This is a genomic window from Mesorhizobium sp. AA23 (assembly GCF_001672435.1).
In the GTDB taxonomy this organism is placed as follows: domain Bacteria; phylum Pseudomonadota; class Alphaproteobacteria; order Rhizobiales; family Rhizobiaceae; genus Mesorhizobium.
In genome coordinates, this window is record NZ_LYTP01000023.1 from 47,762 (window position 1) to 61,634 (window position 13,873).

The 13,873-nt window shown below is 59.7% G+C and carries 13 protein-coding genes and 1 pseudogene; 8 read left to right on the forward strand and 6 right to left on the reverse strand.

The window, feature by feature from the left end:
- Positions 1-18: 18 nt before the first annotated feature.
- Together A9K66_RS16915 and A9K66_RS29645 are read right to left on the reverse strand one after the other, a co-directional pair.
- Positions 19-840, reverse strand: a complete 822-nt coding sequence (locus tag A9K66_RS16915) for a sterol desaturase family protein (RefSeq protein ID WP_067325643.1) — start codon at positions 838-840, stop codon at positions 19-21.
- Positions 841-1,004: 164 nt separating this feature from the next.
- Positions 1,005-1,277 (reverse strand): hypothetical protein, encoded by a 273-nt coding sequence (locus tag A9K66_RS29645; RefSeq protein WP_082953937.1) that lies wholly within the window; start codon positions 1,275-1,277, stop codon positions 1,005-1,007.
- Positions 1,278-1,467: 190 nt separating this feature from the next.
- On the opposite strand from A9K66_RS29645, the gene A9K66_RS31505 reads away from it, so the two are divergent.
- A complete protein-coding gene (locus A9K66_RS31505) occupies positions 1,468-1,593 on the forward strand; it encodes a hypothetical protein (RefSeq protein ID WP_280944368.1) in 126 nt (41 codons plus the stop codon).
- 841 nt (positions 1,594-2,434) lie between these two features.
- Here A9K66_RS31505 and A9K66_RS16930 read toward each other — a convergent pair.
- Both A9K66_RS16930 and A9K66_RS16935 read right to left on the reverse strand, forming a co-directional pair.
- Positions 2,435-3,361 (reverse strand): dihydrodipicolinate synthase family protein, encoded by a 927-nt coding sequence (locus tag A9K66_RS16930; protein ID WP_067327008.1) that lies wholly within the window; start codon positions 3,359-3,361, stop codon positions 2,435-2,437.
- 18 nt (positions 3,362-3,379) lie between these two features.
- The gene (locus A9K66_RS16935; protein WP_067325651.1) at positions 3,380-4,018 is read right to left on the reverse strand and encodes a LysE family translocator; all 639 of its coding nucleotides are present in this window, start codon (positions 4,016-4,018) and stop codon (positions 3,380-3,382) included.
- Between the two features lie 698 nt (positions 4,019-4,716).
- On the opposite strand from A9K66_RS16935, the gene glmS reads away from it, so the two are divergent.
- Positions 4,717-6,540: a glutamine--fructose-6-phosphate transaminase (isomerizing) gene (gene glmS, locus A9K66_RS16940; RefSeq protein WP_067325654.1), complete on the forward strand. Its 1,824-nt coding sequence runs from the start codon at positions 4,717-4,719 to the stop codon at positions 6,538-6,540.
- Positions 6,541-6,697: 157 nt separating this feature from the next.
- Here glmS and A9K66_RS31230 read toward each other — a convergent pair.
- A pseudogene (locus A9K66_RS31230) lies at positions 6,698-7,034 on the reverse strand (coproporphyrinogen III oxidase); the annotation flags it as partial.
- A gap of 24 nt (positions 7,035-7,058) precedes the next feature.
- Between A9K66_RS31230 and A9K66_RS31235 the strand changes: the two are divergent.
- Both A9K66_RS31235 and hemN read left to right on the forward strand, forming a co-directional pair.
- Positions 7,059-7,409 carry a hypothetical protein gene (locus A9K66_RS31235; RefSeq protein ID WP_245307572.1) on the forward strand — a complete coding sequence of 117 codons (351 nt, stop codon included), beginning with the start codon at positions 7,059-7,061 and terminating at the stop codon, positions 7,407-7,409.
- Between the two features lie 215 nt (positions 7,410-7,624).
- On the forward strand, positions 7,625-8,950 hold the full coding sequence (gene hemN, locus A9K66_RS16950; protein ID WP_067325657.1) for an oxygen-independent coproporphyrinogen III oxidase: 1,326 nt from the start codon (positions 7,625-7,627) through the stop codon (positions 8,948-8,950).
- Between the two features lies 1 nt (position 8,951).
- On the opposite strand, the gene A9K66_RS31240 is transcribed toward hemN, so the two are convergent.
- Positions 8,952-9,185: a hypothetical protein gene (locus A9K66_RS31240; protein WP_067325660.1), complete on the reverse strand. Its 234-nt coding sequence runs from the start codon at positions 9,183-9,185 to the stop codon at positions 8,952-8,954.
- A gap of 190 nt (positions 9,186-9,375) precedes the next feature.
- Between A9K66_RS31240 and A9K66_RS16960 the strand changes: the two genes are divergently transcribed.
- From A9K66_RS16960 to trbB, 4 genes are all read left to right on the forward strand, one after another.
- Complete coding sequence (locus A9K66_RS16960) at positions 9,376-9,765, forward strand: hypothetical protein (protein WP_067325663.1); 390 nt, start codon at positions 9,376-9,378, stop codon at positions 9,763-9,765.
- Between the two features lie 573 nt (positions 9,766-10,338).
- Positions 10,339-12,369 carry a conjugal transfer protein TraG gene (locus tag A9K66_RS16965; protein ID WP_067325666.1) on the forward strand — a complete coding sequence of 677 codons (2,031 nt, stop codon included), beginning with the start codon at positions 10,339-10,341 and terminating at the stop codon, positions 12,367-12,369.
- 116 nt (positions 12,370-12,485) lie between these two features.
- Positions 12,486-12,899, forward strand: a complete 414-nt coding sequence (locus A9K66_RS16970) for a CopG family transcriptional regulator (RefSeq protein ID WP_067327009.1) — start codon at positions 12,486-12,488, stop codon at positions 12,897-12,899.
- Positions 12,896-13,864 carry a P-type conjugative transfer ATPase TrbB gene (gene trbB / locus A9K66_RS16975; RefSeq protein WP_067325669.1) on the forward strand — a complete coding sequence of 323 codons (969 nt, stop codon included), beginning with the start codon at positions 12,896-12,898 and terminating at the stop codon, positions 13,862-13,864. The genes A9K66_RS16970 and trbB overlap by 4 nt, the downstream gene beginning before the upstream one ends.
- Positions 13,865-13,873: the final 9 nt, after the last annotated feature.

Genomic DNA, 13,873 nt, shown 5'->3' on the forward strand with positions numbered 1-13,873 from the left:
AGCATTCCCGACTTTGAGTTAACGCCAGCGACGTCGATCGAATGGGAACATAATGTAATCCCGCGCGGTCAGCGGCTCGGGCTGGTTTCGCATGCCAACCTCCGGCCACTCATTCTTTTTTGGCCAGTATGCCGTTAGAAAAATCGAATCCCAGATGGTTGTGAAAAACCCATAGTTTCGGCGCTGGTGATGCGGTTCCATCGAGTGGTGGATGCGGTGGAATTTGTTGTCGCCAATGATGTATCGAAGCGGCCCAAGATTGATGCGGGTACTAGAGTGCGAAAGATGGGCCTGGAACGTAATCAGCGTCATGGCAACGATGGGCACTACGCCAGATTCAAAATGGAGCAGAGCGAGTGGCAGTGCTACCAGCGCTGCGTAAACGAGTGGTTCGGAGATGTGATGATTGCAATTCCATGCCGTCAATTCGCGGATCGAGTGGTGCGTAGCGTGAAGTCGCCAGAGGAATGGAACAGCATGCTGAGCGCGGTGCATCCAATAGTAAAAGAAATCGCCAGCAATCGCGACTAAAACCCCGGAAAGGACCGCAAATCCACTGTTGAGGATTGCGTTGTCAGAGTGTAGCACCGTTGCGAAATTGATCGTTACCAGCGGCTTTACTCCTAGCCAAGCCAGACCAACAGCGAAGAAGTGCCAAACAAACGCACCCAATCCGAGCCGAATCAGCCAATTTCGCGCGCCGCGAGCGTATGAGGCAAGACTGTATCGATAGGCCGGAGAGGCGAACTCCAGCGCGGCGCAAATGGTGGCGAAGATCACCACTAGCTTGAGCGATTTCACGAGGATCTGCGATATCTGATTAAAATCGAGAACTTGCATTTGTTTGCTCCGGCGAATCGTTCAAGCTGCGCCAGCTTCAGGTCGGAACATCGAGGCAGTCATTTTCGTCATCAGGGCGAATCCGATGGTTAGTCGATCTCCGGCGCGGCCCAATAAATTCGAGGTCGGCACCCAAATCTATCTCCGCGCAGAACCCATAGCGGTCATGCAATTTGCTTTTTCAACGGGTGATTATTCCGTGCACGCAGGGCATCGCGGAAGCGGACTATGCGGGGTTCTCCTGGATTGGTAAAAGCGATTGTTTGGATGAGACGTATCTGTTTCCTAAATGGTCGGAAAAGCCCTTGGGCGAGTTGGCTTTCCCGAGGCGACAGACCATGTGTTGGGCGGCTCACGCTCGCGTCGGCACCATTGATCCCGTGAGCCTGAAAGACATGCTTGGCGATATCCAGGCCAATTGTGGTAATCTTCTCCATGGACGGCTCTCCCTTATGTGACTTTCGACAGCCACACTTTGGCACACTGCGATGCCGGGAGCGGAGGCCGTCCACATCTGGTCAGATGCGGGCTGCATCGTGATGCTCACAAATCAGCAACTCGGCGCGCAGGGTGTCGACGAGGGTCATCGCGACTTGCTAATGCAGGCTTTTCGGGGAAGTCCGGGTCGTGCGCGATGATTTCGACAATGGCATCGCCGATTTAAAGCAGGTCACATTTCACCATCAATGGCTTTCTTGGTTCGCCACCGACCCCGGCTTTCTTCCAGGCCGGCCGGCCGAAGTCTGGTCATAGAAGGGTGTTGCGCGTCCTTTTGGCGCCGGGTATCAAGGTGCGGCGAGCCCGCCTCGCGCCGCATCGTCGGCTCTGTCAGTCCTCTCCCAAGTGAACTCGGGCTCTTCGCGACCGAAATGACCATAGGTCGAGGTCTTGCGGTAAATCGGGGCGTAAGAGATCAAGCATCTTGATAATGCCTTTCGGTTTGAAATCGAACAACTCAGAATGAGCTGCTCGATCCTTCTTTCCTCGACCCTTGCTGCCCCGAAAGTATTGACCATGACAGAAACCGGACTGGCCACGCCGATCGCGTAATCAAGCTGCACCTCGCAGACGTCCGCGAGTCCGCTAGCCACTATATTGGGGTCGGAACAAGATGGGGTGGTTGCCGCCCATCTCAGACGGCATCAAATGTGCCAAATAGTGGGTGGACCCCACCCCATCTTGTTCCCACCCCTCGAACGGCTGCAGCAACTCGATGCCGTGCGCGAGCTGTCGGGCCGCGCCAGCTTCCGGCCATCGTCGATCGACAGGCCAATCTCACCGCCGTACAGGCGCTCCCAGCTCTTGTCGATCCGGACTACCCGGCGACAAACGTCGCCGAACTCGTTCTTCCCCTCGATCGTAACCGTCCATTCCACCGCCATCGCTTTGTCTCCGATCAAAACGATGATGATGGAATGCTCGAGCCTAACAACCCGTATTTGACCCCACAGAAATTACCGGTCTCGTGGTAGGCCTGTCAGGATTATATTCCTATTTAGCCTTTTGGTTTGTCAACCAGATAATCGCCAAAGGCAAAAGGTCGTGTTGAGCAGCGATCCAATTCTGGTGCGCGGAACGCCCGCGCCCCGGCTGCCTAATCTAGCAGTTGCACTGGGCATGCTCCGTGCTCGGCTATCTCGAGCTTCTCCAGTGCCTGCCTAATGTCATCTCCGGCGTCCTCCGGCAACGGCAAAATTGGACGCGGTGGCTGGACGTGCGCCAGACCGAGGTATTCGGCGACGACGAACATAACGCGGAAGCTACCGTAGCGCTTGAACACCGTCCAGAGCGGCTCGAAAGCGCGGTTCAACCGAGTGGACTCCACCGCGTCGCCGGACTGCGCCGCACGCGTCAGCGCAAGCGCCGGGACCGCCAGCAGACCTGCCGCAACGCTGTACCAGGTGTCACATCCGGCGAGTAGGGCATCCGCCGCGCCCCAATCGCCGCTGTATCCGATTGTGAACGTGTCAGGCGTCATCGACCGCAAGCGTGCCAGTTCCCCCGTGTAATCCTCATTCGTCGCCAAAGGCATTTTCACGGCGACGATGTTGGACACCTCTGACAGCCGGGCGATCAATGCGTCGCTGAATATGAAGCGCGTGGTGCTTGGATTGTTGTATATGCACAAAGGCAGTTCCCCCGCCTCGGCAACCGCGACGAAGTGCTGGAAGACTTCGTCCTCGTTCAGGGGAACGTAGGACATCGGTGCCAGGAGCAGGCCGTCAGCGCCAGCGGATTTTGCATCGCGCGCCAGAGCCTGAGCTTCGTCGGTACGCAATGCACCCACACCCACGACAAGGGGCGTTTTGCCGCCGATGCATTCCACGGCAGCCTGAACAGCACGCTTGCGTTCTTCCCTCGCGAGGTAAGCATAACCGCCTGTGCTCCCCAGAAGGCCGATGGAGTCTGCTCCCGCGTGTTGAATACGCTCGAGAAAGCGAGCCAGTGCCTCGGTGTCGACATGCCCTTTCGCATCGGTTGGCGTGAGGGGGAACGCCGACAGGCCACGAAACAAGGTCATCATCCATTCCTTTCGAAACTACATACGGGAAAGCAGCATGCGCAGCCCGGCGAACCCGAAGAACATCGCCAGCAGACTTTCGATCCAGCGGCGACAGCGGCGATATAGAGCCACCATTGGCGGCGTGGAGAAGACAATGGCGTAGCCGCAGAATATCGTGACACTTAGGACGGCGCAGCCACCCAATATCGCCGCGATGCTCTGCCACGACGAATTCGGGCCGATGCCCAATGTGACGAGCGCGATCCATGCCAGCACGGATTTTGGGTTCGCCAAATGCATTAAGAGGCCCTTTCTATAGAGCTCACCCCGTGAAAGAGCGACTTCGTCGGCCGAGGCGCGCGCCGCCAGCTGCTCGTTCGACGTAAGCGCCGACCGTCCCGCCCTGAAGGCAAGGAATAGCAGGTAAAGCCCCCCGAAAACCTGCAGCACGAGCAGTGCCTGGGCGTACCTGGCCAAGAGGGCGGAGATGCCGGTCGAGGCCATAAAGCCCCAGAAGATCGAGCCGCTGACGACGCCAGAGGCGAGCATGAGCGCGGCACCCCTGCCGCGCGACATCGCAACCCCCATGATGCGCATGTTGCTCGGGCCGGGGCTCCCCGCGGCAATGACATATGCAGCAAAGACGATGAGCAACTGATGGAGATCTGCATTCATTCTCTCAGCCCTTGATAATCTTGCGCCGGATGCCATGGACCCGTTCGCTCGACCGGAAACGTCTCCGGCGATGGCAATTTCTTGGCTCGCGATTTTGCAGCCAGCGGCGCGACCAGTCATGATCGCTTCCTGACTGCGAGCCAATATTGCATTCTACTGGTTTAAACTAAACTGCCACTTTTGGAGCCTTTCAGTGGTCCAGTAAAAGGAGGGCTCTCGCAGGACGGGAGCGACGCGTCGAATTTATCAATCCCTGCTCAAGCAGATCCAGGCCGGAGCCTACGGTGTCTGTGACGCCACTCAGTTCTCCGCAAGCTAGCGGTCCACAAGGTCCCCATGATCTGGTCATGCTGTTGTGAACCTAGCGCACTATCGTCGATGCCAGCGCCACCAGGCTGGCGTTGTAGTGTTCGAAACCGCGTTACCGCAGTTTTGCTTTACGTCGCGCGATGACCTTGGCCGAGGCCTAGAATGAAGCGCCGATTGGAGTGATGGGTCGGGCCGCGAGTTAGACGGGTAAAGCGCGCCCGTTGCACGCCACCCGCAGTGTTAGTCCATCCATAGCGTGGATGACAGCGATCCCAACAATCGATTTTACCAATCGTGCTGGATTTCATTCTAACTGAGCGCGCGCCAGGGCGGGTGTTCGTCCCTCGTCTGCGTCCGCTGAGGCTGCCGGTAAGAATTCGGAGAAGAACATGTGCGGGATTGTTGGCATCGTTGGAAAATGGCCGGTGTCGGAGCGCCTAGTCCACGCGTTGAAGCGTCTGGAATACCGCGGCTATGATTCGGCCGGCATTGCGACGATCACCGAGGGCACCTTGCAACGCCGACGCGCCGAGGGCAAGCTCGTCAATCTCGAGGCGAGACTGAAGGAAGAGCCGCTGAGTGGCACCATCGGCATCGCCCACACCCGCTGGGCAACGCATGGGCCACCGACGGAACGCAATGCACACCCGCACTTTACGGACGGTGTGGCCGTCGTTCATAACGGCATCATCGAGAATTTCGCCCAGCTGAAGGACGAATTGGCGGCGACGGGAACCGAGTTCCAAACCGACACGGACACCGAGGTCCTAGCGCATCTTTTGGCAAAACACCGCCGGGAGGGCATGGGGCGTGGTGAGGCGGTACACGTCATGCTGAAAAGCGTCAGGGGTGCCTATGCGCTTGCTATCCTCTTTGAGGATGATCCGTCGACCATCATTGCGGCGCGCAATGGACCACCGCTGGCGATCGGTCATGGCGACGGCGAGATGTTCCTGGGCTCCGACGCGATCGCGCTTGCTCCATTCACGAATGAAATCACCTATCTCCTCGACGGCGACTGGGCCGTCGTCGGCAGGACGCGCGCCGATATCTTTGATTACGACGGCCACCCCGTCACTCGTCTGCGCCAGACCTCCATGGCCGCGGCCACTCTGGCCAACAAGGGCAACCATCGCCACTTCATGGGGAAGGAAATCCTCGAGCAGCCAGAGGTCATCGCCGATGCGCTCGGTCATTATACCAATTTCATAGAAAATGACGCCGATGCGGTATTTGGCATCGACTTCGCCAGGATCCCGAGTTTGGCGATTTCTGCCTGCGGCACCGCGTATCTCGCCGGGCTGATCGGAAAATACTGGTTCGAGCGCTATGCGCGCCTGCCGGTCGAAATAGATGTTGCATCCGAATTCCGCTATCGCGAGATCCCGTTGTCGCCGCAGTCGGCGGCTCTTTTCATTTCACAGTCGGGCGAAACCGCCGACACGCTGGCATCGCTGAGGTACTGCAAGCAGCTTGGGCTAAAAATAGGCGCCGTTGTCAATGCGTGCGAATCGACCATCGCTCGGGAGGCTGATGTGGTCTTCCCGATCCTTGCCGGCCCGGAGATCGGCGTCGCCTCCACCAAGGCCTTCACCTGCCAGCTCACCGCTCTTGCAGCACTCGCCATCCACGCAGCCAAGGCCCGCGGAACAGTGACGGAAGCTGAGGTGCAGGCGCTCGTCGGGAGCCTCACCGAAATGCCGCGCCTCATGAGGCAGGTACTGGACAGCGTCCAGCCGGAGATTGAGCTTCTGTCGCGCGAACTGTCAAAGTTTCATCATGTCCTGTATCTCGGCCGTGGCACAAATTTCCCACTGGCGATGGAAGGTGCGCTGAAGGTCAAGGAGATTTCCTACATCCACGCCGAGGGCTATGCGGCAGGTGAATTGAAGCACGGTCCTATCGCATTGATAGACTCGAACATGCCAGTGATCGTCATCGCGCCACATGATCGCTTTTTCGACAAGACCCTCTCCAACATGCAAGAAGTGGTCGCCCGCGGAGGGCGCATTATCCTTATCACCGATGGAAAAGGGGCAGCCGCATCGAAACTCGATACGATGCACACGATCGTGCTGCCGGCCACCGACGAGATTATCGCGCCGATGATCTTCTCGCTGCCGATACAGCTTCTTGCGTACCACACGGCGGTCTTCGTGGGCACAGATCTCGACCAGCCACGCAACCTGGCAAAATCAGTCACAGTCGAATGATTGTGAAGCTTTCATAGGTCGCAACGCTCGCCTATTGGGAAAACCCCAAGCCCTTCAACCGGCGCAAGCGCACACCGCTTTGTGTTATTTACTGGAGCATGCCGGCTAGCGACGATTGGTTATCCGTTTGGCCGCCCCTCACGCTGCTTGGCTGTGCTTACAGGCAAACCCGGTCGAGAAGAGCATCGAATACGCAGCAATGGCGCTAATCACAAAGCGATGCTCCTGCCGCACGCGGATAAAACCCTTCGATGTCCACTATCCCGTCCTCGGCAGCATCGCCGGGCGTTTAGCTGAACTAAGAAAACGGATCGGATCAGACCCGTGGGCCGCACAGATTGCCGGCACATCAGCGGCTCGATGATTGCGGCTCGCGCGCGATCTTCGTCGGTGAGAAGGTAGCCCTTTGATTTTGCCAGGCGGCCAGCTGCGATGTGCCGGCTGTGGGAATCCCGTGTAACCTGGTTCTGGACGCAACGCTCGCCGGTACGCCCGGCCAGTCACAAGAGGATCGGGCGATGATCGGACGCTTCCAGGAACCGCTCGAAGGTTCGGTCGAGCGGACGACCGAAATAGCGGCCGTACAGCACGAGATTGGGCGAGATAAATACATGGTCGGTCAGCGACTTGAAGGGCGCTTGGACCTACGTGATCTGCTTGTCCGAAGCATCCTGCGCGGCGAGCGCGGTCAGGCCGGCGGCGGTCAGCGCGTCGAGGTCTCCGGACGCCAAGGTTGCATTGGCGTCGCCGCCGATCCGGTCGATATCGAAGCTGGGACACTGGCCGAGCCGAATCGACCGGTCGAATGCGGCATGCCGCGTTCCAGCAGCATCTCCTCGCCCAGGCGGACGCTGAAGGGAAGGGGATAGGATAGTAGCCCCAGACGGTGTGCACGATACTTTCGACGGGAAACCTGTGGCGCTTGTCGCTGACCAGCGCGTGCTCATACCGTCGCTGTCCAGCCAAGGCTGAACAGCGCTTATCACTGCGAATCGGACCGAAAGCGGAACGGCCTGATATAGCGCAAAGACACAGGAGAGCGCAGTGGTAAGGATTGGAAGGCATCAACATGGGACGGTAACTGTTGCAGACCACAAAACATCGCGAGGCCCGCCTGCCTTGGTACACCATCTATCCGACTGTCTCGGAGTTCTCTGGGGCGGTCGGCGCCGAGGCTTATAAGGAATGGCTTAGGAACCTACCGGCTGACGATCCGGCGTCACTTTACTTGCACGTTCCGTTCTGCCGATCAAAGTGCTGGTTTTGCGGCTTTCCCACCGCCATCACTCGCCATGATGCGCCGATCCTCAATTATCTGGCGGCGCTGCGTGACGAGATACGTTTGGTCTCGGAGCACGCGCCACAGGCGCTGCCCGTGAGCGATTTGCATTTCGGCGGCGGAACGCCAGCTCTCATGGGGCCAGTAGAGTTCCTCGCCCTGATGGAGTTCCTGCGCCGCCACTTTGCGCTCGCGAAAACAGCTACGATCGCCGTCGAGATCGATCCACGCACGTTCACGGCCGAGATGGCCGAAGCCTTGGAAGCAGCCGGCGTGAACCGCGCGAGCCTCGGCGTGCAGAGCTTCGATCCCATTGTTCAAAACGCGATCAACCGGGTCCAGAGTGAGGCGCAAACGGCGGCTGCCGTCGAAATGCTGCGTCGGCATGGAGTGAGAAGCATTAACTTCGACCTCATCTTTGGTCTCCCGCATCAAACAGTGCAGTCTTGCGTCGAGACCACGAGGGCGGCGGTCGCCATGCACCCCAACCGGCTTGCGGTGTTCGGCTACTCGCACATTCCGTCCTTTATTAAGAATCAGCGCCTCATCGACGAGACATCTCTTCCAGGCAGCGCTGCCCGCGCCGAACAGGATGCGGCCATTGCCGTGACGCTGATTGCCGCCGGCTACCGAGAGATCGGGCTCGACCATTTCGCCTTGCCGGACGACGATCTCGCCCTCGCACAGAAAACCGGGCGCCTGCGGCGCAACTCGCTGGGTTACTCGGCCGACACCTGCAAAACCCTGATCGGTTTTGGCGCGTCGGCTATCGGGCGTGTCGGCGAGGGTTACGTTCAGAACGAGGTTACACGGGAATCCTACAGCCGGCACATCGCAGCTGGCCGTCTGGCGACGTCAAAGGGCTACCGTCTTACCGACGAAGACCGCGCGCGAGCCGCAATCATCGAGCGACTAATGTGCGATCTCGAGGCCGATGTGCCGGCAATCTGTGCCGCCCACGGGTCTGATCCGATCCATCTACTCGAATCAGCTGAACGCTTGGCGATGCTTGCCAAGGACGGAATTGTGGACATCGAAAAGGGTTTTGTCCGCGTATGGCGGCAGCATCGCTTTGCGATTCGCGGTGTTGCTGCCGCATTCGATGCTTTTCTCGACCGGGTTGCCCCGTGAGTCAGCCAACGAGTGTGAGGGAGGCCAAGGCAACGCCGAAGCGAAAGTCGACGCACATGCGGTTTGCCTTCTTGTAGGTCAGGATTTCATCGCCGTCGCCGGCGTAGCGGGCCTCAAGCGGCTTCCCGCCCTCGAAGAAGGCCACGGTGAAGGCCCAACGAGCCTCGAGATCTGCGTCCGATACGCGGACGGCTGCACAGGCGACGCGCAGATTGGCGAAGCGGCGGGGAAGCAAAGAGTTCCTCAAGATTAGTGCAGAAGCCCGGCCTCGTTAACGCCCGCGCGCGCCCCCTCAGGAGCGGCAGCCAAGGAGCAGCCGTCTGTCGGCGGCCGACTAAAACGATCGGTCGTGTGGAGTTGGCCGACACCTGTGAACAAGCCGTGTGCGACATTGCAATCATCCATCTAATGGCTCAACTGCCCACATGGCCGTGAATGAACTGGATTTGTTTGTTTTCCAGATGGCAGTGGAAAGCGTCCGCTCACTCTGCTTGAGCTTCAATGACAAAGCGGCGGAAATAGCCGCGAGGAGCCGCGGAATCCTGATTTTCGACGTGCGGGTCGACGATGACGCCGACATCCAGCGGATCGCAGCCATCCGATATCGAGGCGACCAGATTGGTGTGGTGGCGTTGGACAGACAAGGCCTTGTTAGCCGCTACTGCGTCGTAAACGGTACCTTTTCCCGCTTCATTGTACCGTTGGAAAATTGGACCAGCATGCCGGTGTCAATGCAGGCCAAAATCGATGTCACTCACCTTGCCAGCCTCTTCCTAGGCGCGTTGCGAAATGCGGGTCATATGCCTGGCAACTAGCGCTTGGCGGAACGCATCTGAGGATTTTTGCATCCGCCTGGGCGTTTGAACCGGTGGCCCATCGAGATTCTGCAGCGCGCGGATGTGCCACGGCCGGGGAGTGATAGCCGCCTCTGCCCGACAGCATCGCCGGCGAAGCTTGCCACACAATGAATGTCGTCAATTCGGCGTCCGAGGAGATCGCCCAAGATATCCTCAGCGCCCAATATGTCCGAGCTCGCCTGAGGAATTCCCATGGCGGGCAGGCCCACCTCGCGATCCGATCTCGATAGGCCTGTTGTACCTCAGATCGGACTGGATGTTCAGGATTCCTCAGCGGCTTGCCCGCACGCTACCGCCAGCTCCCCGACCAAATATCCGACGTGCTCACGATAAGCACGAACGATATGGGCCCCCTCCGACATAGCAGTCAAGACTCGCTCGGGAATGCGCGAATATTGATGCACACCTCGAAGGAGAGCAACGGCGCGCCAAACAGCCTCTCGTCGCACCACGTCGTACATAGGGTGCATTCCTGTTCCGGCCGCCCCCGGCGATGCTCGATCCACCTCTCCAGAACAGCGGAGCTATCCAGTGACGCCCACAAAGCTTCTGATTGGGCAGATCGCCATTGTGTTCGCCATCGTTCTCCTTGGCGTGTGGGCTGCCACGCAATGGTGCGCTCATATGCTGGCCTTTCAGGAACAACTCGGCGCGCCATGGTTTGTCGCGGCTGGCTGGCCGATCTACGAGCCGTGGAAACTGTTGGAATGGTGGTTCCAATTCGATGCCTATGCGCCCGAGGTATTCGACAAGGCGGGCATGCTTGCGGGCACCAGTGGATTCATGGGCTGTGCCGCTGCAATCGCTGGTTCCCTCTGGCGCGCGCGCCAGCGCGGGTTGGTCACTACCTATGGCTCCTCTCGATGGGCGGCGACGCGGGAGATCGAGAAAGCAGGGCTGTTTCAGCCGGCAGGCGTCTTCCTCGGCAAACTGAAGGATCGGTATCTGCGTCATGACGGGCCGGAGCACGTCATGGCGTTTGCGCCGACACGTTCGGGCAAGGGCGTCGGACTGGTTGTCCCAACTCTTCTCTCCTGGTCCGGATCGGCCGTCATTCACGACATCAAAGGCGAGAACTGGCAGCTGACCTCCGGCTGGCGGTCGAAGTTCTCGTATTGCCTTTTGTTCAATCCGACTGATCCGCGATCGGCCCGCTACAACCCGCTCTTGGAAGTGCGCAAAGGTCCGAACGAGGTCCGCGACGTTCAGAACATCGCCGACATCTTGGTCGATCCTGAGGGCGCGCTGGAGCGGCGTAATCATTGGGAGAAGACCAGCCATTCACTCTTGGTCGGCGCCATCCTGCACGTCCTCTATGCCGAGGAGGAAAAGACACTCGCTCGGGTCGCCACGTTCTTGTCGGACCCGCAGCGCTCAATTGTTGCAACGCTACAGCGGATGATGACTACCAACCATCTTGGCGCGGCGGAAAGGCCTCAAGTACACCCGGTTGTGGCTTCTGCGGCGCGCGAGGTGCTGAACAAGTCGGAGAACGAGCGTTCAGGCGTGCTCTCGACCGCCATGTCTTTTCTCGGGCTCTACCATGATCCGACCGTGGCTGCGGCCACTTCGTCTTGTGACTGGCGGATTGCCGACTTGATGGATGCCGCGCGACCGACATCGCTCTATCTGGTCGTGCCGCCATCTGACATTTCGCGCACCAAGCCTTTGGTGCGACTGATCCTGAACCAGATCGGCAGGCGGCTCACGGAGCGCCTCGAGGGTGACCCAAAGAAGAGTCGCAAACATCAACTGCTCATGATGCTGGATGAGTTTCCGGCGCTCGGTCGCCTCGACTTCTTTGAGACCGCGCTCGCCTTTATGGCCGGTTACGGAATTCGCGCCTACTTGATCGCGCAATCGTTGAACCAGATCTCCAAAGCGTATGGCGAGAACAACGCCATTCTGGACAATTGCCATGTGCGAATTGCCTTTTCTTCCAACGATGAGCGCACGGCCAAGCGAATCTCGGACGCGCTTGGCATGGCCACGGAATTGAGATCGATGCGCAACTATGCGGGCCACCGGCTGGCGCCCTGGCTCTCGCATGTCATGGTGAGCCGCCAGGAAACCGCCCGCCCGCTGCTGACACCTGGCGAGGTGATGCAATTGCCGCCCTCGGACGAACTGGTGCTCGTTTCGGGATTGCCCCCCATCCGCGCCAAAAAGCTGCGCTACTACGAGGATCAGAATTTCACCGAACGAATGCTGCCTGCGCCGGTGCTGCATGACGGTCTCTACGCAGACTGCCCTGCGCCGCGCCAAGACGACTGGACTGGCCAAGTACGCGGCGTCGACCGCCGTCTTGCCTCCGACGACGAAAGCGCTGGCGCCGCGCTTGCGGACCAGGGAGGTGTTCAGCAGCAGCGCCATCCTGGCCTGCCCGAAGAACATACCGCCGTCACCCAGGAACCGGACCAGGACGATCTGTCCAGACCCGCAGACGATGATAGCGAGGCGATGGCCGACAAGCGCGTCATGGACCGGATCTCCACCGTCGCGCGTGCCTATGGCATCAACGAGGGAAGGGGCGACGACAAGGATATGGTCCCCGGCTTCTGAACGCCGGCGCGTGGCCGGCGTACTTCAGCGTAGATAACGGCCATAAGCGATTTCGGGGCTTTGGCCGATGCTTGTTCCCGTCGCCGGCGCAACGCCGGTCCGTCGGAACGAGCCGCATGAAGACCCACCGCATTCGTCACCAGTTTCTGCTCGAACCCGAATTGAGCGAGAGGCTGGAGAACCTCAGCCGCGATCCCTCGACGACCAAATCAGCCATTGTGGCGAAGGCGGTTGAGGCTTTCATCGAGCGGCGTGGCGAGAACGAACTCGACCGGCGCTACGGTGTGCGGCTCGATCGTCTTTCACGCGACCTCATTCGAGTCCGGCGCGATGCCGAGATGATTCTGGAGAGCCTGGCGCTCTTCATTCGCTTTTCGATCACGCTTCACGCCCACACGCCGGTCCCAGACAAGGCGACGCAGGCCATTGCCCAGGACCGTTTCGACAAATTCGTCGAGCAGGTCGGTCGCCAGATCGCTTCCGGGAAACGGTCGCTCGGCAAGGAGAATGGCAGGGGAGGGGAAGGATGAGCTCTCATCCGGAGGCCGACCATCGTCGCCGCGCGATGCTGCGCACCGCCATGGGCCCTGCGATCACCGAAGCGCTCTCCGATTCATTGGTTATCGAGGTGATGGTCAATCCCGACGGCGCGCTGCGGCTCGACCGGTTGGGCGAAGGCCGGGTCGATACCGGCGTGCACATGCATCCTTCCGAGGCGGAGCGCATTATCCGCCTGGTCGCGTCCCATATGCGCGCCGAGGCTCATGCCGACAACCCGATCGTCAGTGCGGAACTGCCGTCGGGCGAACGCTTCGAAGGACTGCTGCCGCCTGTGGTGCTGGCGCCGTGCTTCGCCATTCGCAAACCAGCGGCAAAACTCTACACGCTGGCCAACTATGTCGCCGACCGCATCATGTCGCCGCTGCAGGCCGATGCGCTGAGGAAGGCAGTGCGCGAGCGGCGCAATATCCTGGTCGCAGGCGGCACGTCCTCGGGCAAAACGACCCTTGCCAATGCGCTGCTGGCCGAAGTCGCCGACTGCGACGAGCGGGTGATCCTGATCGAGGATACGCGCGAACTGCAATGCGCAGCAAAGGACTGCGTTGCCTTGAGAACGAGGCGTGGTTCGGTAACGATCGCCGATCTCGTGCGCTCGACGCTCCGGCTCAGACCCGACCGCATCATTGTCGGCGAAGTGAGGGGCGCGGAAGCGCTCGACATGCTGAAGGCATGGAACACGGGCCACCCCGGCGGCATCGCCACGGTTCACGCCAATTCGGCGCGCTCCGCTCTCTACCGTATCGAGCAACTCGCTCAGGAGGCCGTCGTCACCGTTCCCCGACGCCTCATCGCCGATGCGATCGATCTAATCGTCTTCATCGCCGGGCGCGGATCCTCGCGCCGCATCGACGCGATCGCCGAGGTCACTGGTCTCGACGGCAGCGGCGACTACGCCGTCACCCAACTCACGCTTCCGCAACTCCAGCAGTTTTGAGAGGTCACT